The following is a 25,807-nucleotide window of genomic DNA, read 5'->3' on the forward strand; positions in this document are numbered from 1 at the left end:
GGCCGCCCGCCCCTCGCCCTCCTCGACGGCCCTGTGGTGGCCCGTACGGCCCCGTGGTGCCCCCGTGGCGGCTCCCCCGGGCTCAGTAGGCGGCGATGACGTCCACGACGAAGACGAGCGTGTCAGAGCCCTTGATCCCGTACGCGGGATGCCCGGCCGGGCCGTAACCGTACGCGGGCGGGACGATCATCAGGACGCGGCTGCCCACGGGCACGCCGGCCAGGGCCTTGTCCCACGCCTTGACGGTGGTGCCGTCGCCGAGCTTGAACGCCCTGGGCCGGCCCGCCGGCCAGGTGGCGTCGAAGACGCGGCGCCCGGCCCAGACGGCGGCCTCGTACTGGGTGACGACGAGCTGCCCCGCCCGCACCGTGGGCCCGCCGCCCCTGGCCAGCACCTTGGCCGCGAACCCGCCCGGCGGCGCGGTGGCGGGCACGACCAGCCCCGGCCGGGGGCCGCCACCGGCCCGCACCCCCGCCAGGGTCCCGGCGGGGGCCTCGACCGAGGCGCCCTTGTGGTGGGCGCCGAGGATGTCGACGACGTAGAACAGCTCGTCACCGGCGCCGACACCCTTCGGCGGGTCGGCGCCGAAGCCGTCGCCGGGCGGGATCGCGGCGATGACCCTGCTGCCCACCCTGCGGCCGCTGAGCGCCCGTTCGAGCCCGGGGAGCAGCTGCCCCACCGGGAACGCGGCCGGGGTGCCGCGGTTGAAGCTGGAGTCGACCAGGCGGTTGTCCCTGCCGTTCCACACGTGCGCGGTGTACTGGACGATGGCCACGTCGCCGGCGGCCAGCCGTTCGCCGTCGCCGGCGGCCAGCTCGTCCACCCGCAGGCCCGCGGCGGGCTTGCCGCCGGGGAAGACGATCGTCGGCCGGGCGCCGAACGTGCCGCCCACCTTCAGGTCCAGCGGCCCCGCCGCCCCGCCCGTACAGCCGGCCAGCAGCAGCGGCGCCAGCAGCAGTGACACGGCACGGCGGCGCATCGGTCCTCCCAGCACGGATGGCCCGGCGGCGCTGCGCCACCGGGCCCGGCGATGCTACCGCGCCGGGAGAACGCCCGTCAGCGACTCCCGGCGAGTGCGCGTACGCGGCCGGTCAGTAGGCGGCCAGGACGTCCACCACGAACACCAGCGTGCTCTTGGCCGGGATGCCCTGCTGCGCCTGGTCGCCGTAGCCGAGGTCCGGCGGGATGCTCATCACGACGCGGCTGCCGACGGGCACGCCCGCGAGGCCCTTCTGCCAGCCCTGGATGACCTGCGCGAGCGGGAACTCGGCCGGCTGGCCCCGCTCCCAGCTGGAGTCGAACTGCTTGTCGGTGCCCCAGATCTTGCCCGTGTAGTGCACCGACAGCGTCTGCGTGGCCGCGACCTTCGGGCCCGTCCCCTGGATGACCGTCTTGACGACGAGCTCCTTCGGCGGCTTCTCGCCGGTCTTCGTGGTCAGCGTGGGCGCCTTGTCGCCGCCCGGGTTGCTCACCTTGACGCCCTTGATGCTGTCGCCGGTCTCCTTGCCGGTGGCGGCCTTCAGCGGCGGCGGCTGGGTGCCGACGACGTCGAACACGAACACCTTGGTCGGCTCGGCCGGCGCTGTGGCCTGCGGCTGGGCGACGGAGTCGTTGGCCAGCACGGCCAGCAACCGGCCGCCGTGCTTGACCTTGGTGAAGCCCTCGCGCAGCACCTGCGGCAGCTGCTCGTTGACCTGGATCGTCTCCGGCGCCTTGGTGTCGTAGGAGGAGCCCTGGACCGCGTTGCCCTTGCCGTCCCAGTTGTAGACCGTCAGGTTGACGATCACCCGGTCGCCGGCCTTGACGCCGTCGCCCGCACCGGGCTGAATCACCTCGTACGAGGATTTCTTCGCGGGCGTGCCGGAGGGGAACGTCACGCTGGGCTTGGCGCCCACGTTCCCGGCGACCTTGACCCCGGACGCCCCTCCCGAGGGCGCGGCGGCGGTGGTGGCGCCGTCGTCGGAGCCGCACGCGGCGGCGAACAGGATCATAGGCACAGCGGCCAGTACGGCCAGAGCGCGGCGCATGGGTTTCCCTAGGAAAGACGTCAGATTCGCGTCACCCTACCCGACTTCCCGGTAGGGCCGGGGTAAACGGACCACCACATCCCGGGCAGCCCGGCGGCGTCCCGGCCCAGTTCGGCGGCGGCCTCGCGCCGGCCTGCGCGCTCGCGGGCCCGCGCCACCGGCGACGGGCCCGCACCCGCGTGCACCTTTCATCCAGCCACCGCCACCCCGCCCCCGCCGCACCGGCGGGGAGGGCATGGCTACATGCCGGCGATCAGCTTGTCCACCCGCTCGTCCACGCTCCGGAACGGGTCCTTGCACAGCACCGTGCGCTGCGCCTGGTCGTTCAGCTTGAGATGCACCCAGTCGACGGTGAAGTCGCGCCGCTTCTCCTGCGCCTTGCGGATGAACTCGCCCCGCAGCCGCGCCCTCGTCGTCTGCGGCGGCACCGACTTGGCCTCGAAGATCTTCAGGTCGGAGGCCACCCGCTCCACCGAGCCGCGCTTCTGCAGCAGGTAGAACAGGCCGCGCTTGCGGTGCACGTCGTGGTAGGCCAGGTCGAGCTGGGCCACCCTGGGCGACGACAGCGGCAGGTCGTACTTCTTCCGGTAGCGCTCGATGAGCTGGTATTTCGTCACCCAGTCGATCTCGCGCGAGACCAGGTCGAGGTTGCCGGTGTCGACCGCGTTGAGCGTGCGCTCCCACAGCTCCAGCACCCGATGGGCGATGGCGTCGCCGCCGCGCCGGTCGACGAAGTCCTTCGCCTTCGACAGGTATTCCTGCTGGATCTCCAGGCTTGAGGCCTCGCGGCCGTTGGCCAGGCGCACCCTGCGCCGGCCCGTCATGTCGTGGGAGACCTCGCGGATCGCCCTGATCGGGTTCTCCAGCGACAGGTCGCGCATCACGGTGCCCGACTCGATCATGCGCAGCACCAGGTCGGTGGCGCCGACCTTGAGCAGCATGGTGGTCTCGCTCATGTTGGAGTCGCCCACGATGACGTGCAGGCGGCGGAACCGCTCGGCGTCGGCGTGCGGCTCGTCCCTGGTGTTGATGATCGGCCGCGACCGGGTGGTGGCGCTGGAGACGCCCTCCCAGATGTGCTCGGCCCGCTGCGAGACGCAGTAGACCGCGCCGCGCGGCGTCTGCAGCACCTTGCCCGCGCCGCACACGATCTGCCGCGTCACCAGGAACGGGATCAGCACGTCGGCCAGCCGTCCGAACTCGCCGTGCCGGCCGACCAGATAGTTCTCGTGACAGCCGTAGGAGTTGCCGGCCGAGTCGGTGTTGTTCTTGAACAGATAGATGTCACCCGCGATGCCCTCTTCACGCAGCCGCTTCTCGGCGTCCACGAGCAGGCCCTCGAGGATCCGCTCGCCCGCCTTGTCGTGGGTGACGAGCTCGACGACGTTGTCACACTCGGGTGTTGCGTATTCAGGATGGCTGCCCACGTCGAGGTAGAGACGTGCGCCGTTGCGGAGGAAGACGTTGCTCGATCGGCCCCAGGACACGACCCGCCGGAACAGGTAGCGCGCGACCTCGTCGGGGGACAGCCTGCGCTGGCCCCTGAACGTGCAGGTCACGCCGTACTCGTTCTCCAGCCCGAAGATGCGACGATCCATCACCTCACACTATGCCCACGGATCGGCGAGCGGGAGAGATCTTCCCGGGTGTTTTCCCCGACGGCCCCCTATCACCCGCTTCGTCCCCGCGCCCGCCCCCACGGGGCGCGGGTGCCGACGCGCAGGTCAGGGGGTGTAGATCTCCTGAACCTTGACGATCTGCCCCCGGTAGACGGTGATCAGGGCGGGCTGCCCGTTACGGGCGTGCCGCTTGAGCAGCACGCTCCTGGAGCAGCGCTTGGCGCCCAGGCCCGTGCTGCGGCTGACGGTCAGGTCCGCCATCCCCGTCTTGCAGCCGAACGCGGACAGGAAGACGACGTCCTCGGCGACGACGGACCTGTACGCCATCGCGTCACCCTCGGGCGGCCCCACGAAGCGCCCCTCGGTGTGGGTGCCCTTCTTCCACTTGATCGGCTCGTACTCGGCCACGCCACCCCGCAGGTAGGTGATCCAGCCGCGCAGGACGCCGTTGTGGCGGGGGCTGATCCGCTTGGTGAAGTCGTGCTTCGGGTCGGCCTGGAACGTGGTGCCGAAGGTCTTCGGCGCCTTGTACCTCGGGTAGGCGGTGGCCGCTTCGGCCGCCACGCCGGAGGTGAGCATCACGGCCGCCGCGGCACCGGCCGCCAGGAGGCCACGCAAGGGAGTGTTCACGAACAGTGAGATCCTCGATCACCTCGGCGAGTTCAGACAAGCCAGGGTGAAACAGGTCACATCCCCTCCGGGCCGGAGCGACGACGACCCCCACGATCTCCTCTCCCCGACAGCCCGGCGCCTTTACAACGTAGATCACAAACCATGCCTCAGGGATCACCCACCCGGAAACCGCCCGACCACCGACATCCGAGGCGCCCTCCACCCGGAACCCAGCGCACGAACGTGTGGCGGAGCGGGCCCCACGAACGGCGAAACGGGGGCCCGCCGAAGCGAACCCCCGTCTGCGTGAACTTTTCTACCCGGTTACAGCGGCGGCGAGGAGCCGTCGTCGACGTCGCCCTCCGGCCCCGTGGGAGGCGGGCCGGTGGGGGCGTCATCGGGGGCGGGCGTCTCCCCCGCGGGCGGCGGCGTGGCGGCCGGCGGGGTGCTGGTCGTCTGGGCGAGCAGCCGTTCCAGCCGCGCCCCGGTCAGCCGCAGGAACTTGCGGTGCTCCCGGTTACGGTCGAGCACGGCCACCTCGAGCTGCCCCACCGGCGGACGCTCACCGCCCGGCTCGGTCAGCGCCGCCAGCGCCACCTCCAGCGCGTCGGCCAGCGACATCGACTCGCGGTAACGGTCCTTCAGCCGCCCCGCCACCGCCTCGGCCTGGCCGCCCATGGCCGCGAAGCCGTGCTCGTCGAACACCGACCCGTCGAAGGTCAGCCGGTAGATCGCGTCGCCGTCCTTCGTCTCGCCCACCTCGGCGACGACGACCTCCACCTCCAGCGACTTGATCGACTCGGTGAAGATGCGGCCCAGGTTGGAGGCGTAGAGGTTGGCCAGGCCGCGCCCGGTCACGTCGGAACGGTCGTAGGTGTAGCCGTTGATGTCGGCGTAACGGATGCCGCCGAGCCGCAGCTCCTCGAACTCGTTGTACCGGCCGACCGCCGCGAACCCGATCCGGTCGTAGATCTCACTGATCTTGTGCAGCGCCCGGGACGGGTTGGGCGCGACGAACAGGATCCCGTCCACGTATTGCAGCACGACCACGGAACGGCCCCGCGCGATGCCCTTGCGCGCGTAGTCGGCCTTGTCCCGCATGATCTGCTCGGGGGACGCATATCCGAAAGGCATGGACACAGTGGTGATCCTCCGTTAGCGCAGCGGGGCGATGGGGCCGTCGGGCGAGATCAGCCGGGCCTCGAGCATCTGCTCGACGTAACCGGAGACCTCCTCGTCGGACAGGCGGCGGAAACCGTCGGCGTCGATCACGGACACGATCGGCCAGATCTTCCTGGTCACGTCGGGCCCGCCGGTCGCCGAGTCGTCGTCGGCGGCGTCGTAGAGCGCCTGGATCAGCGTCATCACCATGTCGTCGGCCGAGGCGCCGTCGCGGTAGAGCTTCTTCAGCGACCCGCGGGCGAAGATCGAACCCGAACCGATCGCGTCGAACCGCTCCCGCTCATAGGGCCCGCCGGCCACGTCGTAGCTGAAGATGCGCCCCTCGTCGCGGTCGGGATCGTAGGCGGCGAACAGGGGCACCACCACCAGCCCCTGCATCGCCATGCCGAGATTGCCCCTGATCATGGTGGCCAGCCGGTTGGCCTTGCCCGCCACCGACATGGTGCGGCCCTCGAGCTTCTCGTAGTGCTCCAGCTCCACCCGGTAGAGCCGGGCCATCTCGATGCCCGTGCTGGCCGTGCCCGCGATGCCCATGCACGAATAGTCGTCGGCGCGGAACACCTTCTCCACGTCACGCTGCGAAATAATGTTGCCCGACGTCGCCCGCCGGTCGCCCGCCATGACCACGCCACCGGCGAAGGTGGCTGCCAGGATCGTGGTCGCGTGCGGAACCTGGTCGCCGATCGGGGTGGCCAGCACCTCGTCCCGCCGCGGCAGCACGTCTGGCGCATATGAGGTGACGAATTCCGTGAACGAGGAACTCCCGGTGTTGCGGAAGAGCTCGTTCGCCAAGCCGACGGGCAGATCCCTGTGCGATGCCACGCGACTCCCTCCAAACGTTCAGTGTTCCTAGGGCGACCCTACTCATGTTGGGTTGCTGTCTGCACTTCCCACGATCAGCTCACGGCGAACCATCCCCCCGAGATCGCCGGAAACACGCGAATAGTGCGGAAGATCCGCGTTGGGAGCGTTCCTTTACGGCCGCCACCGCCCGTGCGATGGTCGGTACGTCAGCACATCCTGAAGCAGGAGGCCGACGATGCGACTCCCCCGCCGGCCCGCGCTGACCGCCGCCGCCACGTTGCTCGCCCTCACCGCCTGCGGCACCGGCGCGGAATCCGGCGGCGGCAGCGTCACCGTCACCATCGCGGCCAACTCCATCGAAGGCGGCAAGAACGCCGAATCCGCCCAGTGGATCAAGCAATGGGTCATCCCCGAGTTCGAGAAGACCCACCCCGGCGTCAAGGTGCTCTTCCGGCCCAGCGGCGTCGACGACGAACAGTACAAGACCAAGATCGCACTCGACTTCAGGTCCAGGACCGGCGCCGACGTCATCGACCTCGACGGCATCTGGGTCGGCGAATTCGCCCAGGCCGGCTACATCAAACCCCTCACCGACGTCGGCGGCGCCACCGTCGAGCAATGGGAGGGCTGGGCCAAGATCCCCCAAGCCGTCCAGGGCCTGGGCGTCTTCGACGGCAAGAAGTACGGCCTGCCCCAAGGCACCGACGGCCGCGTCCTCTACTACAACAAGACCCTGTTCGACAAAGCCGGCCTGCCCGCCACCTGGCAGCCCACCAGCTGGCAGGACATCATCGACGCCGCCACCGAACTCAAGGCCGCCGGCGTACGCACCCCCCTCCAGATCAACGCCGGCACCGCCATGGGCGAAGCCACCACCATGCAGGGCGTACTCCCCCTGCTCGCCGGCGCCGGATCCGAGATCTACGCCGACGGCAAATGGACCGGCGCCTCCTCCGCCCTCAAAGACGCCCTCGGCCTCTACCAGCGCATCTACGGCCGCAGCGGCCTCGGCGACCCCCGCCTCCAGCAGGAGGCCAAAGGCCGCGACAAATCCTTCACCCAGTTCGCCGCGGGCCAGATCGGCATCCTCGCGGAAAGCGACTACTTCTGGCGCTCCGTCATCGAACCCCGAGCCGGCGTCGCCCCCATGAAGAACCGCGACCAGACCGTCGGCTACGCCAAGATCCCCGCCCAGCGGCCCGGCGGCGGCCTGCGCGGCCAGGACTTCGTCAGCATGTCAGGCGGCGCCGTACGCGTGCTCAACCCCCACTCCAAGCACCCCGGGACCGCCTGGGACCTGCTCGCCTTCATGCACTCGGCCGCCGCCACCAAAGCCCAGCTCGCCGGACAGGTCCGCATCAGCGCACGCACCGACGTCAACGCCGACGTCCTCACCGCCGACCCCATGCTCGACTACGTCGCCCGCGAAGTGCTCCCCCTGACCGCCTACCGCCCGGGCCTGGCCGTCTACCCCCAGGTCTCCGCCGCCCTCCAGGAAGCCACCGCCGCCGTCCTCAACGGCACACCCCCCGACGAAGCCGCCACCGCCTACCAGGACGAACTCGAAGACATCGTCGGCGGCGCGGCCAACATCGCCGGCTGACACCCCACCCCGGCACACCACCCCCGACCAGGCCATACTGGACACCATGGGCAGCACGTCCACCCGGCGCGACTGGATACTCCACCTCGACCTCGACCAGTTCATCGCCGGCGTCGAACTCCTGCGCCACCCCGAACTACGCGGCAGACCCGTCGTCGTCGGCGGCTCAGGCGACCCCACCCAGCCCCGCACCGTCGCCGCCACCGCCACCTACGAAGCCCGCGAACACGGCATCCACTCCGGCACACCCCTCCGCACCGCCCTGCGGCGCTGCCCCGACGCCGTCTTCCTCCCCACCGACCCGCCCGCCTACGAAGCCGCCTCAGCACGCGTCATGGCCGTCCTGCGCGACTTCCCCGTCCGCGTCGAAATCTGGGGCTGGGACGAAGCCTTCCTCGGCGCCACCACCGACGACCCGGAAACCCTCGCCGCCGACCTCCAGCGAGCCGTACACACCCGCACCCACCTCGACTGCTCCATCGGCATCGGCGACAACAAACACCAGGCCAAACTCGCCTCCGGCCTCGCCAAACCCGCCGGCATCCACCGCCTCACCAGCGACAACTGGGCCACCGTCATGAACGAACGCCCCACCCACGCCCTCTGGGGCATCGGCGCCAGAACCGCCGCCAAACTCGCCGCACTCGGCCTGCACACCGTCGCCCAGCTCGCCGCCGCCGACCCCGCCGACCTCGCCGCCCGCTTCGGCCCCACCAACGGCCCCTGGTACCGCTACCTCGCCCTCGGCAAAGGCGAAGCCGAAATCGTCACCACCCCCTGGATCCCCCGCGGCCACAGCCGCGAGATCACCTTCCAGCACGACCTCACCGACCGCGCCGACATCGACCACCACCTCACCACCCTCGCCGAACACGTCACCCACGACGCCACTACGGCCGGCCGCGAGATCACCAAGGTCACCGTCAAGGTCCGCACCACCCCGTTCCAGACCCGCACCCGCCAGAGCACCCTCCCCGCCCCCACGACCGACCCCGCCACGATCACCAGAACAGCCCTCGCCATCCTCGACCGCCACGACCTCACCCGTCCGGTCCGCCTCCTCGGCGTGGCCGTCGACTACACCATGCCACCCACCACCCGCTGACCCTCCGGACCCGTGACCCGCGCACACACCGCCCGACCACCACCGCACCCACCAGACAGACAGCCCTTCGCCCGCGCAGGACGCTAACCCACCCGCGTCACCCGCCCATAGAACTCCGACCGGAGCTCCTCCTCCGCCCGCACCAACGCCTCCAGCTCGGCATCGGACACCTCCAACTCGGGGACCAGAGCCTCCCCCGCGTCCCCCGCACCCGCCTCCACATAGGCGAGCGCCCGCCACACCACCCCGGCATCATCACGGAACTGCCCGATCCCCGTGTTGCACGGCAGACACAACGCATACCGCACATCACCGGTCCGATGACAATGATCCACATGCTCGGGCGGCCGATCCCAGCACACCACGCACAGCCCGTGCTGAGCCGAGATCATCCTCTCCACGTCCTCATGCCGCACCTGATAACGCTGCGCCAGGTGATAACCCCGCGTCGGCGGCACAACCCCGCCGTCCCGCCGCTCCGGCAGGACCACGAACTCCGGCCAGAGCACCTCCCCGTCCAGATACAGCGCGGCCAGCTCCAGCAACACCAGATTGTCGCCGAAGTGCCCGAGCCCGTTGTTGCAGTTGAAACAGAGAATGCCGCGGACGGCACCGCTCCGGTGACAGTGATCGACGAACGTGCCCGGAACGTTCTGACAGACGGCGCAGAGCCCGCCCTGCCGGGCGAGCATGCGCTCGAAGTCGTCCTCGGTGATGCCGTAGCGGTATTGGAGCAGGTAGTTCCGCTCGCTCCCGTATTTTTTGATCTTGTTCTCCCGCGTCACGATGGTGTGGCACGGCTTGCAGTACGCGGCGAGCCCCGATCGTGTGGACCGGTTGCCCCCGAAATCGGCTACAGGCTTCACCTCTTCACAACGCGGGCAGTATTTGTGCCCGTCCGGAACAGCGACCGCCTCTCGCACGGCCTTCCCCTGCTCCTCCTTGCGCTTGCGATAGCTCTGAATGGACCGCCGCCGAAAGCACGTTCTGCAGTAGCGCGCGAGCCCATCAGCCATGCGCTTGTTGAGCCCGAACTCGGAGACGTCCTTCTCCTCCTCGCAGTCCGGACACCGCTTACGCCCTTCCATCCCTCCCCTCCCCGATCACCCGATGTCCTATATTTCCCTCACTGTCCGCCCTTCTGGACGTATGACCTGACGAACTCCTCTGCGTTCTCTTCGAGAACTTCGTCGATTTCGTCCAGAATCGCGTCGACATCGTCAGTGAGCTTCTCCTGCCGCTCCTGCACATCCGGCGCCGCCGAGGCCTCGGTCTCCTCGACCTCGTTCTCGCGGCGTCCGGTCTGCTTCTGGCCGCCGGTGTCCTTGCTCGCCATGTCCTACCTCCGCTTCGGGGGACTGCCTCTAGTGCATATCTTCCCCGAACGGGACGACATTTCGCGCCGATCGGCCGTCGATCTTGCCGGGATGGCCAGATAGTAGCCCTATCCAATCGCGAAGCCCAGTGGCCCTCGGACTCTGAGCACGCCGGTGTGCTCCTCATCACAGTGCCTATGCCGCGAAAGGGGACCGCCTTGTCGTGACGATCCCCTGGGATGCCGATGATCGGCCGGTGTGGGTCAGTCGCCGCCGGTGAGCGCGGCGACGAGGTCGGCGGCGGTGCGGCAGCGGTCGAAGAGTTCGCCGACGTGGGCCTTGGTGCCGCGGAGTGGTTCGAGGGTGGGGACGCGCTGGAGGGATTCGCGGCCGGGGATGTCGAAGATGACGGAGTCCCAGGAGGCGGCGGCGACGGATTCGCTGTATTGGCTGAGACAGCGGCCGCGGAAGTAGGCGCGGGTGTCGCTGGGTGGTTGTTCGACGGCGCGCTGGACCTCGTCTTCGGTGACGAGGCGTTGCATGCGTCCGCGGGCGACGAGGCGGTTGTAGAGGCCGCGGTCGGGGCGGATGTCGGAGTATTGGAGGTCGACGAGCTGGAGGCGGGGGTGGGACCAGGCGAGGCCGTCGCGGCTGCGGTAGCCCTCGAGGAGTTCGAGTTTGGCGACCCAGTCGAGTTCGCGGGCGAGTTGCATGGGGTCTTCGGCGAGGCGGGTGAGGATGGACTCCCACCTGTCGAGGATGTCCTTGTTCATCTCGTCTTGGGCGGTGCCGCGCTCTTCGACGTATTTGCGGGCTTGTTCCAGGTATTCCATCTGGAGCTGGACGGCGGTGAGCTTGCGGCCGTCGCGCATGGGGATCTCGTAGCGGCAGGTGGGGTCGTGGGAGACGGCCCTGAGTGCTTGTACAGGGTTTTCGACGGCGAGGTCGCGGGTGAGGAAGCCCTCTTCGATCATGGCGAGGACGAGGGCGGTGGAGCCGAGTTTCAGATAAGTCGATATTTCCGACATGTTGGCGTCGCCGATGATCACGTGCAGGCGCCGGTACTTCTCCGGGTCGGCGTGCGGTTCGTCGCGCGTGTTGATGATCGGGCGCTTGAGCGTGGTCTCGAGGCCCACTTCGACTTCGAAGAAGTCGGCGCGCTGGCTGATCTGGAAGCCTTCGCCGCGGGAGTCCTGACCGATGCCGACCTTGCCGGCGCCGACGACGATCTGGCGGGAGACGAAGAAGGGGGTGAGGTGCCTGACGATGTCGGCGAAGGGGGTGGCGCGCCGCATGAGGTAGTTCTCGTGGCAGCCGTAGGAGGCGCCCTTGGCGTCGGTGTTGTTCTTGTAGAGCTGGATGGGCGCGTTGGAGGGGATGGCCGAGGCGCGGGTGGCGGCGTCGTACATGACGCGTTCGCCGGCTTTGTCCCAGAGGACGGCGGCCCGGGGGTTGGTGCATTCGGGCGCGCTGTATTCGGGGTGGGCGTGGTCGACGTAGAGCCTGGCGCCGTTGGTGAGGATGACGTTGGCCAGGCCGAGGTCCTCGTCGGTCAGCTGGGTGGGGTCCGCCACCTCTCTGGCCAGGTCGAAGCCGCGCGCGTCGCGCAGCGGGTTTTCCTCTTCGAAGTCCCATCGTGCCCTGCGCGCGCGGGCCGCCGAGGCGGCCAGGTAGGCGTTCACGACCTGTGAGGAGGTCACCATCGCGTTGGCGCCTGGCTGACCTGGTACGGAGATGCCGTACTCGGTCTCGATGCCCATCACCCGACGCACCGTCATGCAACACCCTCTGTTCGTCCGGGTCTGTCTATCCGCCGTTTATATGCCCGAGCCTATGCCCTTCACAGTGCCCCGGGGCCACAGAGTTATGGCACCGACGCCTTTTCAACCTGTACGCCGGGAGCTGATGGGGTTTGTGGTGATCTGCGTGGCTTGAGGAGCCGCTGGATGGGGCGTTCGGCAAAGGAGTAGACGAGATACGACACCACGATCGCGGTCAGGGTCGTGGTCAGGGCGACGGCCCAGGGCGGCAGGTCCCCGGTGAGCAGCGGGATGAGGGCCACCGCGATGACGCTATGGAAGAGGTAAAGCGGGTATGTCGTACCGCCGAGCGCGGTGAGCGTCCTGGATGGTTTGAGGCGGAGCAGCCCGAGGGCGACGAGGGACGTGGCGAGGTAGATGAGGGTGACGGTGACGACCACGCTGACGGGGGTGACGGGCATGTTCTTGAATCCGGCGAGGTCGACGCGACGCTGCACGCGGTCGAGCGCGGAGCCGATCGACAGGCCGTAGCCGGCGGCGACGTAGAGCCACGGGAGCCAGGAACTGCCGTGTTTGTGGATGAGGTACAGGGCCATGCCGGCGATGAAGTAGGGCGCGTAGTCCGGCATGACGATCTCGTCGACGGTGCCGTTCTCGAGGATCCTGGCGCCGATCACGGCGGCCAGCCAGACGCCGGCGAAGATCAGTACGCGCCGGTGGGTGACGCCGACGATGACCAGGATGGACATCAGGAGGTAGAAGCGCAGCTCGGCCCAGAGGGACCAGTAGACGCCGCTGGCGTCGGTGAGTTTGAACAGCCGCTGGAACATGGTGGCGTTCACCAGGTATTCACCTGGGGAAAGTTTTGGGTCGAGCGGCTTGGCTCCGGTGAGGCCGTAGAGGGCGGCGATGGCGGCCAGGCTGAGCCAGTAGGCGGGGTAGAGGCGGATCAGGCGGGAGCGGGCGAAGGCGGCGAGGCCGCGTCCCCAGACGCTCATGAGGATGACGAATCCGCTGATGATGAAGAAGAGCTCAACGCCTAAGATGCCGAGCCCCGCGACGGGTGCCAGGGCCGGGAAGAGTTCCGCGGGCCGGTCGCCCCACACGGAGGCGTAGGCGACCAGGTAGTGGAAGGCGACGACGGCCAGGGCGGCGAGGAAGCGCAGGAGGTCGAGTTCGGCCAACCGGCCGTTTCCTCGTGCGTGGCGCGGCCGGTTGGGTTGATGCACGCCCCCTTTGACGTATTTCTGATCACTTCGGTTCCACTGGTCCCTCAGTTCCCACGAGCAGCACGCGTGCGGTGTGGTCGAGGCCGAGGGCGTGGCGGGCGGAGGGGGTGAGCGCGAGCAGCCCGGCGGCTCCGGCGGCGCCGCAGGCGGACAGGGCGACGCCGGCCCGGCCGAGTTCGCGCGCGGCGGCGGCGGCCTGGTCGTCGGTGATGGTCAGGTAGAGGTCGGCCAGGTGGTTCAGGAGGCGGTGGGCGAGGAGTGAGGGTTCCCTGCAGTCGAGCCGGCCGAGGGTGGTGGGGGCTCCGTGGACGTGTACGGGCGCGCCGGCGCGGGCGCTCTCGACGAGGCAGGGGGCGCCTTCGGGCTCGACGACGACGACCCTGGGTCGCTCGCCCCAGCGGTCGCGGACGTATCCGGCCGCGGCGGCGGCCAGTCCTCCGACGCCGGCCTGCACGAAGACGTGCGTCGGCCCGAGGTCGTCCGCGACGGCTCCGGGGTCGGTGAGTTCGTCGAACAGGACGGTGTAGCCGCGCATGACGTCCAGGGGGACGCTGGTGTAGCCCTCCCATGAGGTGTCGGCGACGAGCCGCCAGCCGTGCTCCTGGGCGGCGCTGAGGGCCGCCCGCAGGCCGGCGTCGTAGTCGGGGCCGTCGCGGTGTACGCGGGCGCCGAGGTCGCGCAGCCGCCGGGCGAACGTCTCGGGTACGTCTTCGGCGAGGTAGACGTGGCAGGGCAGGCCGGCTTCGGCCGCGCCGGCGGCGACGGAGATGCCGTGGTTGCCGGCGCTGGCGCAGACGACGGGCGTGCGGGTGCCGTCGCGTCCGGCGAGCAGGTGGACGGCGTACGCGCCGCCGAGCGCCTTGAAGCTGCCCAGCCCCATGCGCGCGCTCTCGTCCTTGACGTGGACGGCGGCGGTCCCGGCCAGGCCGGGGATGGTGTGGACGGGGGTGGGCCGGTAGGCGGGCCGCCGGGCGAAGTGGGCGCGGGCGCGGCGGGCGTGCGCGGTGCCGATGAGTTCCCGGTCCTGGCCGGTGTACGGGGCGCGGGCGGGATTGAGGTACTCCATGATCGCCATGCTAGGCCGGGGGGCCTCGTACCCGTGTGCTGCCGTCATCGGCGCCCGCGGGCCGTCATGAGCGGTCGCGGGCGGCGGCGACGGCGGCCTGGCCCAGGCTGATGCCGCCGTCGTTGGGCGGCACCCGTACGTGCTTGAGCACGCGGAACCCGGCGGCCCGCAGCCGCTGGACGGTGCGTTCGAGCAGCAGCGCGTTCTGGAAGACACCGCCGGACAGCGCGACGGCGGTCAGCCCGGTGGCCTGGCGCAGGGCGACGCAGGAGCGGCTGATGGCGGCGGCGACGCTGTTGTGGAAGCGTCCGGCGATGACGGCGGGGTCGATCCCGGCGGCGAGGTCGTCGGCGGCGGCGCGGACGAGGTCGCCGCCCTCGACGACGAACGGGCCGCCATCGGGGAGGCCGGAGGGGGTGATGGCGGCGGCGTAGACGCCCGTCTCGGAGGTGTCGGCGCGCTGTTCGAGTTCGATCGCCGCCTGCCCCTCGTACGTGATCGTGTCGCGGATGCCGAGCAGGGCCGAGACGGCGTCGAAGAGGCGGCCGGCGCTGGAGGTGAGGGGTGAGTTGAGTCCGCTGGCGGCGAGCTGGAGGACGGCGGGCCAGCGTTCGGCGTTGCGGGCGGCGACGTCGAGGCCGGGGCGTTCCTCGCGCAGGTAGGCGGCGGTCATGCGCCAGGGCTGGCGGATGGCGGCGGTGCCGCCGGGCATGGGGACCTGGGCGAGGTGGCCGAGGCGTTCGTAGCAGGTCAGGTCGGCGCGCAGGAACTCGCCGCCCCACAGGGTGCCGTCGGGTCCGTGGCCGAGGCCGTCGAAGGCGACGCCGATCACGGGGCCGGGGTCGCCGTTGTCGGCGAGGCAGGAGGCGATGTGGGCGTGGTGGTGCTGGACGCCGACGTGTTCGACGCCGGTCTGCTGGAGGGCGTGCCGGGTGGACAGGTAGTCGGGGTGCAGGTCGTGGGCGATGAGTTCGGGCCGGATGCCGAACAGGTCGCGGTAGTGGTCGATGCTCTCGGCGTAGGCGCGCAGGGTGTCGTAGTTCTCCAGGTCGCCGAGGTGGTGGGAGACGAAGGCGCGGCGTCCGTTCAGGAGGCAGAAGGTGCTCTTGAGTTCGGCGCCGCAGCCGAGCACGGGTCTGGGGGCGGGCCGGCGCAGGGCGAGGGGTTCGGGGGCGTAGCCGCGGGCCCGGCGCAGCACGGTGACCTCGCCGGAGCCGGGTCGTACGACGGAGTCGTCGGTGCGGGTGTGGATGGCGCGGTCGTGGACGAGGAAGGCGTCGGCGATGCCGCCGAGGCGGGTGAGGGCGTCGGCGTCCTCGTAGGCGATGGGTTCGTCGGAGACGTTGCCGCTGGTCAGGACGATGGGTTCGGCGAGTTCGGCGAGCAGGAGGTGGTGCAGCGGCGTGTACGGCAGCATGAGGCCGAGGTGGCGGCCGGCCGGGGCGACGGAGGGGGCGACGCGGGCGGCGGGGGTGTCCTGGCGGCGGGGCAGCAGCACGATGGGGCGGGCGCGGCTGGTGAGCAGCGCGGCCGCGGCGTCGTCGATCTCGCACAGCCGCCGGGCCTGGGCGAGGTCGGCGGCCATGACGGCGAACGGTTTCTCCTCTCGGTGTTTGCGCCCGCGCAGGGTGGCGACGGCGCGTTCGTCGGAGGCGGTGACGGCGAGGTGGTAGCCGCCGAGTCCTTTGACGGCGACGACGCGGCCGGCCCGCAGGAGGGTGGCGGCGCAGGCGACGGGGTCGCCGCACAGGTCGACGCCGCGGGCGTCGCGCAGCCGCAGCCGGGGGCCGCAGGCGGGGCAGCAGGTGGGCTGGGCGTGGAAGCGGCGGTCGCCGGGGTCGTGGTATTCGCGGGCGCAGTCGTCGCACATGCCGTATCCGGCCATGGTGGTGCGGAGCCGGTCGTAGGGGACGCCGCGCACGATGGTGAAGCGGGGGCCGCAGTTGGTGCAGTTGATGAACGGGTAGCGGTGGCGGCGGTCGGCCGGGTCGGCGAGTTCGCGCAGGCAGTCGTCGCAGGTGGCGGTGTCGGCGGAGACGAGTGCGCGGTGCGGGCCCGAGGGGTCGCTGGTGGCGATGGTGAAGCCGCTGTGCCCGGCGGGTTCGCCGCTGACGACGGTGACGCGTTCGATCTCGGACAGGGCGGGCGCGTCGCGTTCGAGGGCGGTGAGGAATTCCGCGACGCCGGCGTGGGCTCCTTCGACCTCGATGTGGACGCCGTTGACGTCGTTGCGCACGCGTCCCGCCAGGCCGAGCCGGTTGGCGAGCGAGTAGACGAAGGGGCGGAAGCCGACCCCTTGGACTATGCCTTCGACGTGCACGTCCACCCGTTTGAGCGTGGTCACAGGCTCAGTGTGCGCCTCATCGGGGTGGCGTGCATGTGTATCGGCCGTGTCGCGCGCGTTCCTGGTGGGATCTTGTACGCGTCACGCCGCGAAGGGGACGTAAGGCCGTGGATGGCAGCGTTCCCACATGGCCGCGAAAAGACGGCAGGGCCGCGCGGCGGATGTCGCGCGACCCTGCCGTCCAGGGGTTCTACAGGTACTGACCGGTGTTGGCGACGGTGTCGATGGACCGGCCGGCTTCGGTGCCCTGCTTGCCGGAGACGAGCGTGCGGATGTAGACGATCCGTTCGCCCTTCTTGCCGGAGATGCGGGCCCAGTCGTCGGGGTTGGTGGTGTTGGGCAGGTCCTCGTTCTCGGAGAACTCGTCCACGCAGGCCGTGAGCAGGTGCTGCACCCGCAGGCCCTTCTGGCCGCTTTCGAGGAACTGCTTGATGGCCATCTTCTTGCCCCGGTCGACGATGTTCTGGATCATCGCGCCGGAGTTGAAGTCCTTGAAGTAGAGGACTTCCTTGTCGCCGTTGGCGTAGGTCACCTCGAGGAAGCGGTTCTCCTCGCTCTCGGTGTACATGCGCTCGACGACGCTCTGGATCATGCCCACGATGGTGGCCTCGCGGGAGCCGGAGTGCTCCGTGAGGTCGTCCGGGTGCAGGGGCAGGTCGGAGACGAGGTACTTGGAGAAGATGTCCTTGGCCGCCTCGGCGTCCGGCCGCTCGATCTTGATCTTGACGTCCAGGCGGCCGGGCCGCAGGATCGCCGGGTCGATCATGTCCTCGCGGTTGGAGGCACCGATGACGATGACGTTCTCCAGGCCCTCGACGCCGTCGATCTCCGACAGCAGCTGAGGGACGATGGTGTTCTCCACGTCGGAGGACACGCCGGAGCCTCGGGTGCGGAAGATCGAGTCCATCTCGTCGAAGAACACGATCACCGGAGTGCCCTCTGAGGCCTTCTCGCGGGCCCGCTGGAAGACCAGGCGGATGTGCCGCTCGGTCTCGCCGACGTACTTGTTGAGCAGTTCCGGGCCCTTGATGTTGAGGAAGAAGCTCTTGCCGGACTGGCCGGTCTTCTCCGCGACCTGCTTGGCCAGGGAGTTGGCGACGGCCTTGGCGATGAGCGTCTTGCCGCAGCCGGGCGGGCCGTACAGGAGCACGCCCTTGGGCGGACGGAGTTTGTGCTCGCGGAACAGGTCGGCGTGCAGGTAGGGCAGCTCGATGGCGTCCCTGATCTGCTCGATCTGCCGCATGAGGCCGCCGATCTCCTCGTAGGAGATGTCGGGGACCTCTTCGAGCACGAGCTCTTCGACTTCGGACTTGGGTATGCGCTCGTAGACGTAGCCGGAGCGAGGTTCGAGCAGGAGTGAGTCGCCGGCCCTGATGGGCTGGCCGACCAGCGACTCGGCCAGTCGCACGACGCGTTCCTCGTCGGCGTGCGAGATGACCAGGGCCCGCTTGCCCTCGTCGAGCAGTTCTTTGAGCATCACGATCTCGCCGACCTCTTCGTAGCCGAGTGCTTCGACCACGTTGAGCGCCTCGTTGAGCATGACCTCCTGGCCACGCCGCAGCGAGTCGACGTCGACGGCCGGGCTGACGTTCACCCTGAGCTTGCGGCCGCCGGTGAACACCTCGATCGTGCCGTCTTCTCTGGCCTCCAGGAAGGTGCCGAAGCCGGATGGCGGCTGCGCCAGCCGGTCGACCTCCTCCTTGAGAGCGACGATTTGGTCCCGGGCCTCCTTGAGGGTGGCCACCAGGCGTTCGTTCTGGCCGGTAACGGCCGCGAGGTTCGCCTGTGCCTCATGGAGGCGCTCTTCGAGGACCCTGGCCTGACGGGGTGACTCGGCCAGCTTCCGCCTCAGCGCGGTGATCTCCTCCTGGAGGAAGGAGACCTGTGTTGAAAGATCAGCGACCTCCCGTTCGCGCTGCGCGGCTCGAGCCTCAGCATCATCGCGAGCTGCCACGCCCCGTCACCTCCTTCCCAGTCGAGAGCGACTACTAAGGACCTTACCTATCTCGGGCCCCTCCGTAACCTGGCCGGGCAGTGTTCGTAGAGTGACATTCAGTATTCGTTGATTAATCCCCAATAGGGCGTTTAATACTCCCAGCATATGAACACGGCGATCTGTTCCCGTGTCACGCACCAACGCACCCTCGTGGCCAAATTGTCATAGTTCCTCAGTCGTCCCCTTCGGTCGTCGACGGCGCGGCGGCGGGGTCACGCCGTCGGCCATGCGGCGGGCGGCGACGAGGAAACCGGTGTGGCCGATCATCCGATGATCGGGTCTTACCGCGAGCCCTTCGACGTGCCAGTCGCGAACCAGGGTCTCCCACGCCTGCGGCTCGGTGAAACACCCGTGATCGCGAATGGCCTCCACGGTCTTGGACATCTGGGTCGTCGTGGCCACGTAGCAGCAGATCACGCCGCCGGGCGTGAGCGCCTTCGCGGCGGCGTCGACGCACTCCCAGGGGGCGAGCATGTCGAGGACGACCCGGTCGACGTCGACCTCGTCGATGGAGGCCACCAGGTCGCCGACGACCAGCCGCCAGTTGTCGTCCATGGGGCCGCCGTAGAACTTCTCCACGTTCTTGCGCGCGACGTCGGCGAACTCCTCGCGCCGCTCGTAGGAGGTCACGTGGCCCTCGGGGCCGACGGCGCGCAGCAGGAAGCAGGTCAGCGCGCCGGAGCCGACGCCGGCCTCGATGACGCGGGCGCCGGGGAACACGTCGGCCATGCCGACGATCATCGAGGCGTCCTTGGGGTAGATCACGGCCGCGCCGCGCGGCATGGCGAGCGTGTAGTCCTGGAGCAGGTGGCGGAAGGCGAGGTACTGCGTGCCGCCGGAGGAGCGCACGACGGAGCCCTCGGGCTGCCCGATCAGGTCGCCGTGCGGGATGGCCCCTTTGTGGGTGTGGAAGACGCCGTCCTCTTTGAGGGTGATCGTGTGGCGCTTGTTCTTGGGGTCGGTGAGCTGCACCTGATCCCCCACCTGGAAAGGCCCATGCCTGCGGAAACCCATGGCGGCAAGGTTATAGGGCTTTCGAGGGCTCCAGGACGCGCGATATCTATGGGGGATGTTTCCGCGTGACGTGCTCTCGACCGGTCCCCTGATCCTCCGTCCGCCGGTGGAGGCGGACGTGGCGGAGGTGGTGCGGATGTGCTCGGATCCGGTGACGGCCAGGTTCATGCCGTTACTGCCCGACCCGTACGAGCCGCAGCACGCGCTGGAGTACGTGAAGAACGCCCCGGCGAAGTGGGCGGACGGCGGGGCCGAGTACGCGATCACCTTGGACGGCCGTTTCGCCGGCGCGATCGGGGTGCGCCCGCCGGACGACTGGGGGGTGGCGCGGCTCGGCTACCTGGTGGCGCCGTGGGCGCGCGGGCGTGACGTGGCGGCGACCGCGGCCAGGGCGGTGACGGACTGGCTGTTCGACCGGGGGGTGCGCCGGGTCGAGCTGGAGGCCGAGGTGGAGAACGTGGCGAGCCTGCGGGTGGCGTACAAGGCGGGCTTTCGCGAGGAGGGGCTGCGGCGGGAGGCGCGGCGGCTGCGTGACGGGCGCTTCGCCGATTATGTGACGTTCGCCCGGCTGGAGGGGGAGGTGGTGGCGGGGGCGGCGCCGTACCTGCCGTTCTTCGAGGGCGGTGAGCTGGGCGACGGCGTGGTGCGGCTGACCCCCGTGGAGCCGGCCGACGCCGGCGACTACCACCGGATGATGGCCGAGCCGAGCGTGGCGGCCTTCTCCGTGGGGCAGGCCACGTCGCTGGAGGACGACGAGCGCCGCTGCCGCTGCACCCGTTACTGGTGGGTGTCGGGGCAGCGGATCGAGCTGGCGATCAGGGACGCGGCCTCGGGGGCGTTCGCGGGGCACGTGCAGCTGACGCAGGTCGTGCCGCCGCTGGGGCAGGCGATGATCGGCTACTCGCTGCTGCCCGCCTTCCGCGGCAGGGGGTTCATGACGCGGGCGGTCACGCTGCTGACCGGGTGGGCGTTCGCGAACACGCCGCTGCATCGCATCGTGGCCGGCACCGACGTGGCGAACACGGCCTCGCACGCGGTGCTGCGGCGGGCCGGGTTCGAGCGGGAGGGCGTGCAGAAGGAGCTGTTCCCGAGGCCGGACGGCACGCGGGCGGACGACGTGCAGTGGGCGCTGGTGCGGCGCGCGGACCGGCACGGGCGGCTGCGGCTGCCGTGGAGCGCGGGGCGGCGGCCTTAGGTGGGGCGTGACGGGCGTTGAGGGAACGCGTGGGAGTGCCGTGAACTGGTACGGGACAGGACCGGCGTTGCGGCACGGCCCCCGCGGCTGCCCGAAATGCTCAAAAATCCTGATTTCCTGTTGGGGGGTAGTCAAGGGCGGCGTCGGGGGCGATAGTCAGGGCACCCGCAGGTGAGCGTCGCGTGATCGGGCTGCGCGATCTCGCCCCCCTCCGCTCCGAGGGATCATCGCCATGCCGTACAACCGCCTCGATGCCGCCATGCGTGATCTCATCACCTCCTTCTCCTGCCCGGAGGCCGCCGACCTGGTCGACCGGCTGGCGCGTGCCGCCGCGGCCGTGGCCGGGACCCCTTACGCGGGTTTCGTCCGGGTGGACGTCCTGCGTCAGGAGACGAGCTGCGTCCACGTGCACGCCCCGGCCGGGGACCCGCTGCGGCGGTGGCTGGCCGAGTCGGGGGTGATGAAGGAGCTGGCGACCTCCTCGGTGGCGCTGCGGCTGGCGCGGGACGCGTCGGTGGGCGAGCCGGGGTTCCTGGCCACGCCCGTGCCCGTGGTGGCGCGCGACCACGTGTTCGTGTGGGTCGCGGGGCGGGGGTTCTGCGACGGGGACGAGCACCTGCTGGGCCGCTTCGCGACGGCGGCGGGGCGGGCGATGGAGGCGGCCTGCGGGATGGAGGCGGCAGTGCGGCTGTTGCGCGGCGTACGGGCCTTCCGTCCTGCGCAGCCGTGAGCGGCTCTTTGCGTACGGCCGGATCGCGGGATAGGGATGACCGGTACGGGGTGCGTTTCGCGGCTTTCCTCCGGAGCCAGTGCGTTTCTTTTCCGAAGAATCTTCCCCTTTCACCGCCTAAACCAAGATAATCCCGATTTTTCATTAGAAAGCGTAATACGATCTTCGCGTCCTGCTTCCTGGCGCGCCCGCACCCCCTGCCCCGCCGCCGCTCCCGCCCTCCCCTTGCTTCCGGCCACCTCTCCCCCGCCCCTTGACCGAGGCGCTGACAGAACGGCTCCGGCCGGCGACAACCCTGGTCGATTGTCGCCTTTCTCCCCGAATGAGCCATAAACCGGGAAATAGATGATCATCTCCCATATCCGGGGCGTAACCTCGCATTATGGGGACCAGCTGGCCCTTCGCCGGGCGGGAGCAGGAGCTCGGGCACCTGCTCCGCCTCGCCCGCGACCCGACCGCCCAGGGGGTGATCGTCACGGGGCCGCCGGGGGCCGGCAAGAGCGCGCTCGCGGCGCGGCTGGCGGTGCGGCTCGGGGGCGCGTTCACGGTCAGGGCGTCCCGGGCGCTGCGCGACGTACCGGGCGGGTCACCGCCGCTGGCGTACGGGACCGCTTCGGGGTGCGGCGGGACGATGGCGTCTGCCGGAGGAACCGGACATTGTGGCGGGAGAACCGAACACGCCGGCCTTGAGAGCGAAGGGGGCGGCGGGTGCCGGTGCTCCCCCGGCATCGAGGTCCTGACGCTCGTGGACGACGCTCACCTGCTGGACAGCCACTCGGCCGAGGTCCTGGCCGCCCTCGTACGCGCCCGGCGGATCCGCCTGATCGCGACCGTGTGCTCGGAAGAGGACGGCGGCGGCCCGGTCGTGGGGTCGTGGCGGGACGGACGGCTCAGACGATTCGAGCTGGACCCCCTCGGCAAGGCGGACATGGCGGCCGTCCTGGCAACGGCGCTGAACGGCCCCGCCGACGACACAGTCGTGACCACGCTGGCGGAACTCACCGGCGGAAACGCATTGTGGCTGCGCGAACTGGTGCACGCCATGCGTACCTCTGGAGCACTCCAGCAGGCGGGCGGGGTGTGGCGGCTGTCCGGGGACCCGCCACCGGCCTACGGCCCGGCCGACCTCGTGGACCACCGGGTGGGATCGTTGCCGGACGGCGCGGGCTCGGTGCTGGAGTACGCGACGTTCGGGGAGCCCATCGGGGTGAGGACGCTCGCGGGCCTGTGCTCGGAGGCGGCCGTGCTGGAGGCACTGGAACTCGGCGTGATCGAGGTTACCCACGAAGCGCGCGGGAAGGTGGCACGGCCGGTCCACCCCCTGTACGGGGAGGCGGCCCGCGCCCGGTGCCCCGCTGAACGCCGCACGCAGCGCTACGCCGACCTCGTCGCCGCGGTGGAGTCCGACCTGGAGTCCCCAGCGGAAACCGCGATCGGGACCGGGGTGACGCATGGAGGACAGCTCACGGCGCAGGCCGCAGCTGGTCCCACCATGGTGACCCCCATGAAGGCGACCACGGGTGTCACCATGGAAGCGACCTCGAACACGACTCCAGAAGCGACCTTGGAGGCGGCACTGGAGACGACCTTGGGTGCCACGGCAGGAGCGCCCTTGGGTACCACCGCAGCGGGTGCCGCTGTCGAAGCCTCATCGCAGGCCGTTGAGGCCCGCAGGAGCTGCGACGCTGCCCGGGTGGCGGCGTGGCGGCTGGCGGGCGGTCTGCGGGCGGACGCGGGAACGCTGGCGGGGGCGTGCAGGCTGGCGGAGGCCGTACATGATCACGCGTCGGCCATCCGTCTCGGGCGAGCCGCGATGCGCGAGGGCGGAGGCGCCGGCGCGGCAATCGAACTGGCGGCCGCCCTGAACGGAGCCGGACAGCCGAACCAAGCACACGCGGTGCTCTCCGCAGCGGCGGACGCGCGCCATGCGAGGCGCGACGACCAGGAGCGGGTACGCCTGACCCTGGCCAGAGCCCGGACCCTGGCCTGGGGACTGGACCGACTCGGCGACGCACTCGACCTGCTGTCCACCACGCGCAAGGACCTGCGAGACCCGGAACCACGTCCCGACCCGGACCCAGCAAGGACCTCTCCGCCACGCCTCCTGGCCGCCCGACATTCACCAGACGAGACGAACCTCGACCAAGCAGGCCCACCCCACCAATCGACCACCGACCGGACAGAACCGCCTGACGAGACAGACCCTGACCGAGCACACGCCCCGGACGAGACGAACCTCGACCGGGGCAGTTCACTCCACCGAACGGCCGCCCAGCAGATGACACTCTCGAACGAGACGGAAGCCGACCCAGCGACGCTGGGATGGCGATCGGAACTGGAAGGTTCGGCACTCCGACATGAGCTGGACGTGGAGAGGGTGAGGCTGTTGGCTGAGGCGGCCCGCCCGGAGGAGGCGCTGAGGGCTGTGGAGCAGCTCTCGTCCGATTCCAAGCCACCCTGCACGAAAGGCCGGCCTCCGCAGCGCTCACGTTGTTCTCAGGGCCCCGCACCAAGCACGTCGCTCTCCGACGGCCAGCCGTCCCGAGCCCCCGGTCCCATCGGTTCACCGGCCAACGATCACCCCTCCCAAATCGCCCAACCGACTACATCACTCACCGACGACCACACGACTGGGACGATAACCCCGCCACCGAACGACCACTCGACCCACACCACCGGACCCATCGCACCACCCGCGACCGATCACACCCGCCAATCCGCCCAACCGACTAGACGATCAACACACGACCACACGACCCACACCGCCGGAGCAATCACACCGCCAGCCGACGATCGAGTGTCTCTGGCATTGGCACTGGCTCTGTGTCACCAGGGGCGAACCGACGAAGCGGTGGCAGTGCTTCGCGACGTCTTGCCTGCCGTACAAGCCGGAAAGCCCCAGAAGCCACCGAGGCCGCAGGAGTCGCCCCTCACCCACAGCTCGCCACCCCATGAGCAGGGGCCTGCGCACGCCGGCAACGGCCTCGCCGAGACAGAGCCCACTCCCCCGTGGACGTCGGCTCACATGACGTGGGCGCTGTGCGGATGGTTCGCCGGCGATCTGGTGGCCGTCGAACGGGCGATCGCCTCCATGGGGCCCGGTTGGCCGGGCACGAGCGAGCAGGCGCTTGCCCGGGCCCGGCTGGCGCTGTTGAGGGGCGAACTGGGAGCGGCGCTGTTCCTCCTACGGGCTCCGGCCAGGCATGAGACGCCGCTGGCCGCCGCCGAACGCAGAACGGCGTACGCGATGGCACAGGCCCTGCGCGGGGACGCGGCGGGAGCGCGAGCGTCGCTGGACATGAGCGAGGCGCGGGAGCCCTTCGCCGCGACAGAGGCGAGGGCATCGCTGGGCGCGGCGGAGAGGCCGACGTCACTGAACGCGAGAAGGGCGCTGGCGTCACCAGACGCGACGGAGGGACGGCAGTCGCTGGGCGTGACAGGGGCGCTGGCGTCACCGGACGCGGTCGAAGAGAGGGCGTCCCTGAACGCGACAGGAGCGCTGGTGTCACCCAACACCGTAGAAGGTCGGGCGTCACTGGACGTGACAGGAACTGCGTTGTCACCGGACGCAGCGCGGGTGCCAGTCACATGGACCGCGCTGCGCCACTGGGTGGCGCTTGCAGAAGTATGGGTGAACGCTGCGGCGGGACGGCGGTCGCGGGCCGTGGATCTGGCTCTGGCCCATGCGGAGGAGTGCCGTGCGGGCGGCTCCTCGTCGTTCGAGGCGGTGGCATTGCACGACGCCGTACGCCTGGGCGCACCCGTCAGTGCACTACCCCGGCTGGCCGTGCTCGCGGCGACACATGACGGCCTCCGGGTACGGCTCGCACTACGCCACGCCGAAGCCCTGGCCGGCGCTGACGCGGATGCGCTGACGGCGGTGGCCGACGACTACGGCGCCGCAGGTCTGTGGCTCTTCGCATCCGAAGCAGAAGCACAGGCAAAGGCGCTGCAGGCCGGCTCCGCACCGTCCTGGCGCCCCCATCCCGGCTGAGACCGCAACCACCTCATCCGATCAGGGTCGGCACGTGGTGCAGGGCTGTAGCTCCCCGCGTCCTAAGCACCAGCACAGGCGAAGGCGCTGCAGGGCCGCCGGCGGTCACGGGTCACGTCCCGCGGGGTGGTGTAGTTCGGTTCTCGCGCGAGGCCCTGCTGATTCGACTTAGGTCCGGTGCCGGTGCCGGTGCCTCTTTCGGTGCAGGTCC

19 protein-coding genes are annotated in these 25,807 nt (G+C 70.0%); 5 read left to right on the plus strand and 14 right to left on the minus strand.

Features of this window, described 5'->3' with window-relative positions:
* Positions 1-82 precede the first annotated feature (82 nt).
* From B0I32_RS44670 to prcB, 6 genes are all read right to left on the minus strand, one after another.
* A complete protein-coding gene (locus B0I32_RS44670; protein WP_106250079.1) occupies positions 83-979 on the minus strand; it encodes an FKBP-type peptidyl-prolyl cis-trans isomerase in 897 nt (298 codons plus the stop codon).
* Between the two features lie 112 nt (positions 980-1,091).
* Entirely contained in the window at positions 1,092-2,027 is a 936-nt protein-coding gene (locus B0I32_RS59225; protein WP_219912338.1) for an FKBP-type peptidyl-prolyl cis-trans isomerase, read from the minus strand.
* Positions 2,028-2,266: 239 nt separating this feature from the next.
* On the minus strand, positions 2,267-3,625 hold the full coding sequence (gene pafA, locus B0I32_RS44680) for a Pup--protein ligase (protein WP_106250081.1): 1,359 nt from the start codon (positions 3,623-3,625) through the stop codon (positions 2,267-2,269).
* A gap of 126 nt (positions 3,626-3,751) precedes the next feature.
* Positions 3,752-4,276 carry a hypothetical protein gene (locus tag B0I32_RS44685; RefSeq protein ID WP_245956442.1) on the minus strand — a complete coding sequence of 175 codons (525 nt, stop codon included), beginning with the start codon at positions 4,274-4,276 and terminating at the stop codon, positions 3,752-3,754.
* A 306-nt stretch (positions 4,277-4,582) separates the two neighbouring features.
* Positions 4,583-5,392 carry a proteasome subunit alpha gene (gene prcA, locus B0I32_RS44690; protein WP_106250085.1) on the minus strand — a complete coding sequence of 270 codons (810 nt, stop codon included), beginning with the start codon at positions 5,390-5,392 and terminating at the stop codon, positions 4,583-4,585.
* 21 nt (positions 5,393-5,413) lie between these two features.
* Positions 5,414-6,262, minus strand: coding sequence for a proteasome subunit beta (gene prcB / locus B0I32_RS44695; RefSeq protein WP_106250087.1), 849 nt, complete (start codon positions 6,260-6,262; stop codon positions 5,414-5,416).
* A 217-nt stretch (positions 6,263-6,479) separates the two neighbouring features.
* Between prcB and B0I32_RS44700 the strand changes: the two genes are divergently transcribed.
* A complete protein-coding gene (locus tag B0I32_RS44700; RefSeq protein WP_106250089.1) occupies positions 6,480-7,847 on the plus strand; it encodes an extracellular solute-binding protein in 1,368 nt (455 codons plus the stop codon).
* Positions 7,848-7,893: 46 nt separating this feature from the next.
* Positions 7,894-8,952 (plus strand): DNA polymerase IV, encoded by a 1,059-nt coding sequence (locus B0I32_RS44705; protein ID WP_106250091.1) that lies wholly within the window; start codon positions 7,894-7,896, stop codon positions 8,950-8,952.
* Positions 8,953-9,035: 83 nt separating this feature from the next.
* On the opposite strand, the gene B0I32_RS44710 is transcribed toward B0I32_RS44705, so the two are convergent.
* The 8 genes from B0I32_RS44710 to B0I32_RS44745 form a co-directional block, all read right to left on the minus strand.
* Positions 9,036-10,040 (minus strand): endonuclease domain-containing protein, encoded by a 1,005-nt coding sequence (locus tag B0I32_RS44710; RefSeq protein WP_106250093.1) that lies wholly within the window; start codon positions 10,038-10,040, stop codon positions 9,036-9,038.
* A gap of 38 nt (positions 10,041-10,078) precedes the next feature.
* A complete protein-coding gene (locus B0I32_RS44715; protein WP_106250095.1) occupies positions 10,079-10,288 on the minus strand; it encodes a ubiquitin-like protein Pup in 210 nt (69 codons plus the stop codon).
* Between the two features lie 243 nt (positions 10,289-10,531).
* Positions 10,532-12,046, minus strand: coding sequence for a depupylase/deamidase Dop (gene dop, locus B0I32_RS44720; protein ID WP_106250097.1), 1,515 nt, complete (start codon positions 12,044-12,046; stop codon positions 10,532-10,534).
* A gap of 86 nt (positions 12,047-12,132) precedes the next feature.
* Entirely contained in the window at positions 12,133-13,212 is a 1,080-nt protein-coding gene (locus B0I32_RS44725; protein WP_245956443.1) for an acyltransferase family protein, read from the minus strand.
* A gap of 67 nt (positions 13,213-13,279) precedes the next feature.
* Positions 13,280-14,323 (minus strand): pyridoxal-phosphate dependent enzyme, encoded by a 1,044-nt coding sequence (locus tag B0I32_RS44730; RefSeq protein ID WP_106250232.1) that lies wholly within the window; start codon positions 14,321-14,323, stop codon positions 13,280-13,282.
* 64 nt (positions 14,324-14,387) lie between these two features.
* Positions 14,388-16,667 (minus strand): carbamoyltransferase HypF, encoded by a 2,280-nt coding sequence (gene hypF / locus B0I32_RS44735; RefSeq protein ID WP_219912339.1) that lies wholly within the window; start codon positions 16,665-16,667, stop codon positions 14,388-14,390.
* A 190-nt stretch (positions 16,668-16,857) separates the two neighbouring features.
* Positions 16,858-18,621 (minus strand): proteasome ATPase, encoded by a 1,764-nt coding sequence (gene arc / locus B0I32_RS44740; RefSeq protein WP_106250101.1) that lies wholly within the window; start codon positions 18,619-18,621, stop codon positions 16,858-16,860.
* Between the two features lie 204 nt (positions 18,622-18,825).
* Positions 18,826-19,677, minus strand: coding sequence for a tRNA (adenine-N1)-methyltransferase (locus tag B0I32_RS44745; protein ID WP_106250103.1), 852 nt, complete (start codon positions 19,675-19,677; stop codon positions 18,826-18,828).
* Between the two features lie 55 nt (positions 19,678-19,732).
* On the opposite strand from B0I32_RS44745, the gene B0I32_RS44750 reads away from it, so the two are divergent.
* From B0I32_RS44750 to B0I32_RS44760, 3 genes are all read left to right on the plus strand, one after another.
* Positions 19,733-20,872 (plus strand): GNAT family N-acetyltransferase, encoded by a 1,140-nt coding sequence (locus tag B0I32_RS44750; RefSeq protein ID WP_106250104.1) that lies wholly within the window; start codon positions 19,733-19,735, stop codon positions 20,870-20,872.
* Between the two features lie 232 nt (positions 20,873-21,104).
* Complete coding sequence (locus B0I32_RS44755) at positions 21,105-21,602, plus strand: hypothetical protein (protein ID WP_106250106.1); 498 nt, start codon at positions 21,105-21,107, stop codon at positions 21,600-21,602.
* A gap of 382 nt (positions 21,603-21,984) precedes the next feature.
* Complete coding sequence (locus B0I32_RS44760; RefSeq protein ID WP_106250108.1) at positions 21,985-25,596, plus strand: ATP-binding protein; 3,612 nt, start codon at positions 21,985-21,987, stop codon at positions 25,594-25,596.
* Positions 25,597-25,807 lie beyond the last annotated feature (211 nt).

The organism is Nonomuraea fuscirosea (assembly GCF_003001935.1).
Taxonomy (GTDB): Bacteria; Actinomycetota; Actinomycetes; order Streptosporangiales; family Streptosporangiaceae; genus Nonomuraea; species Nonomuraea fuscirosea.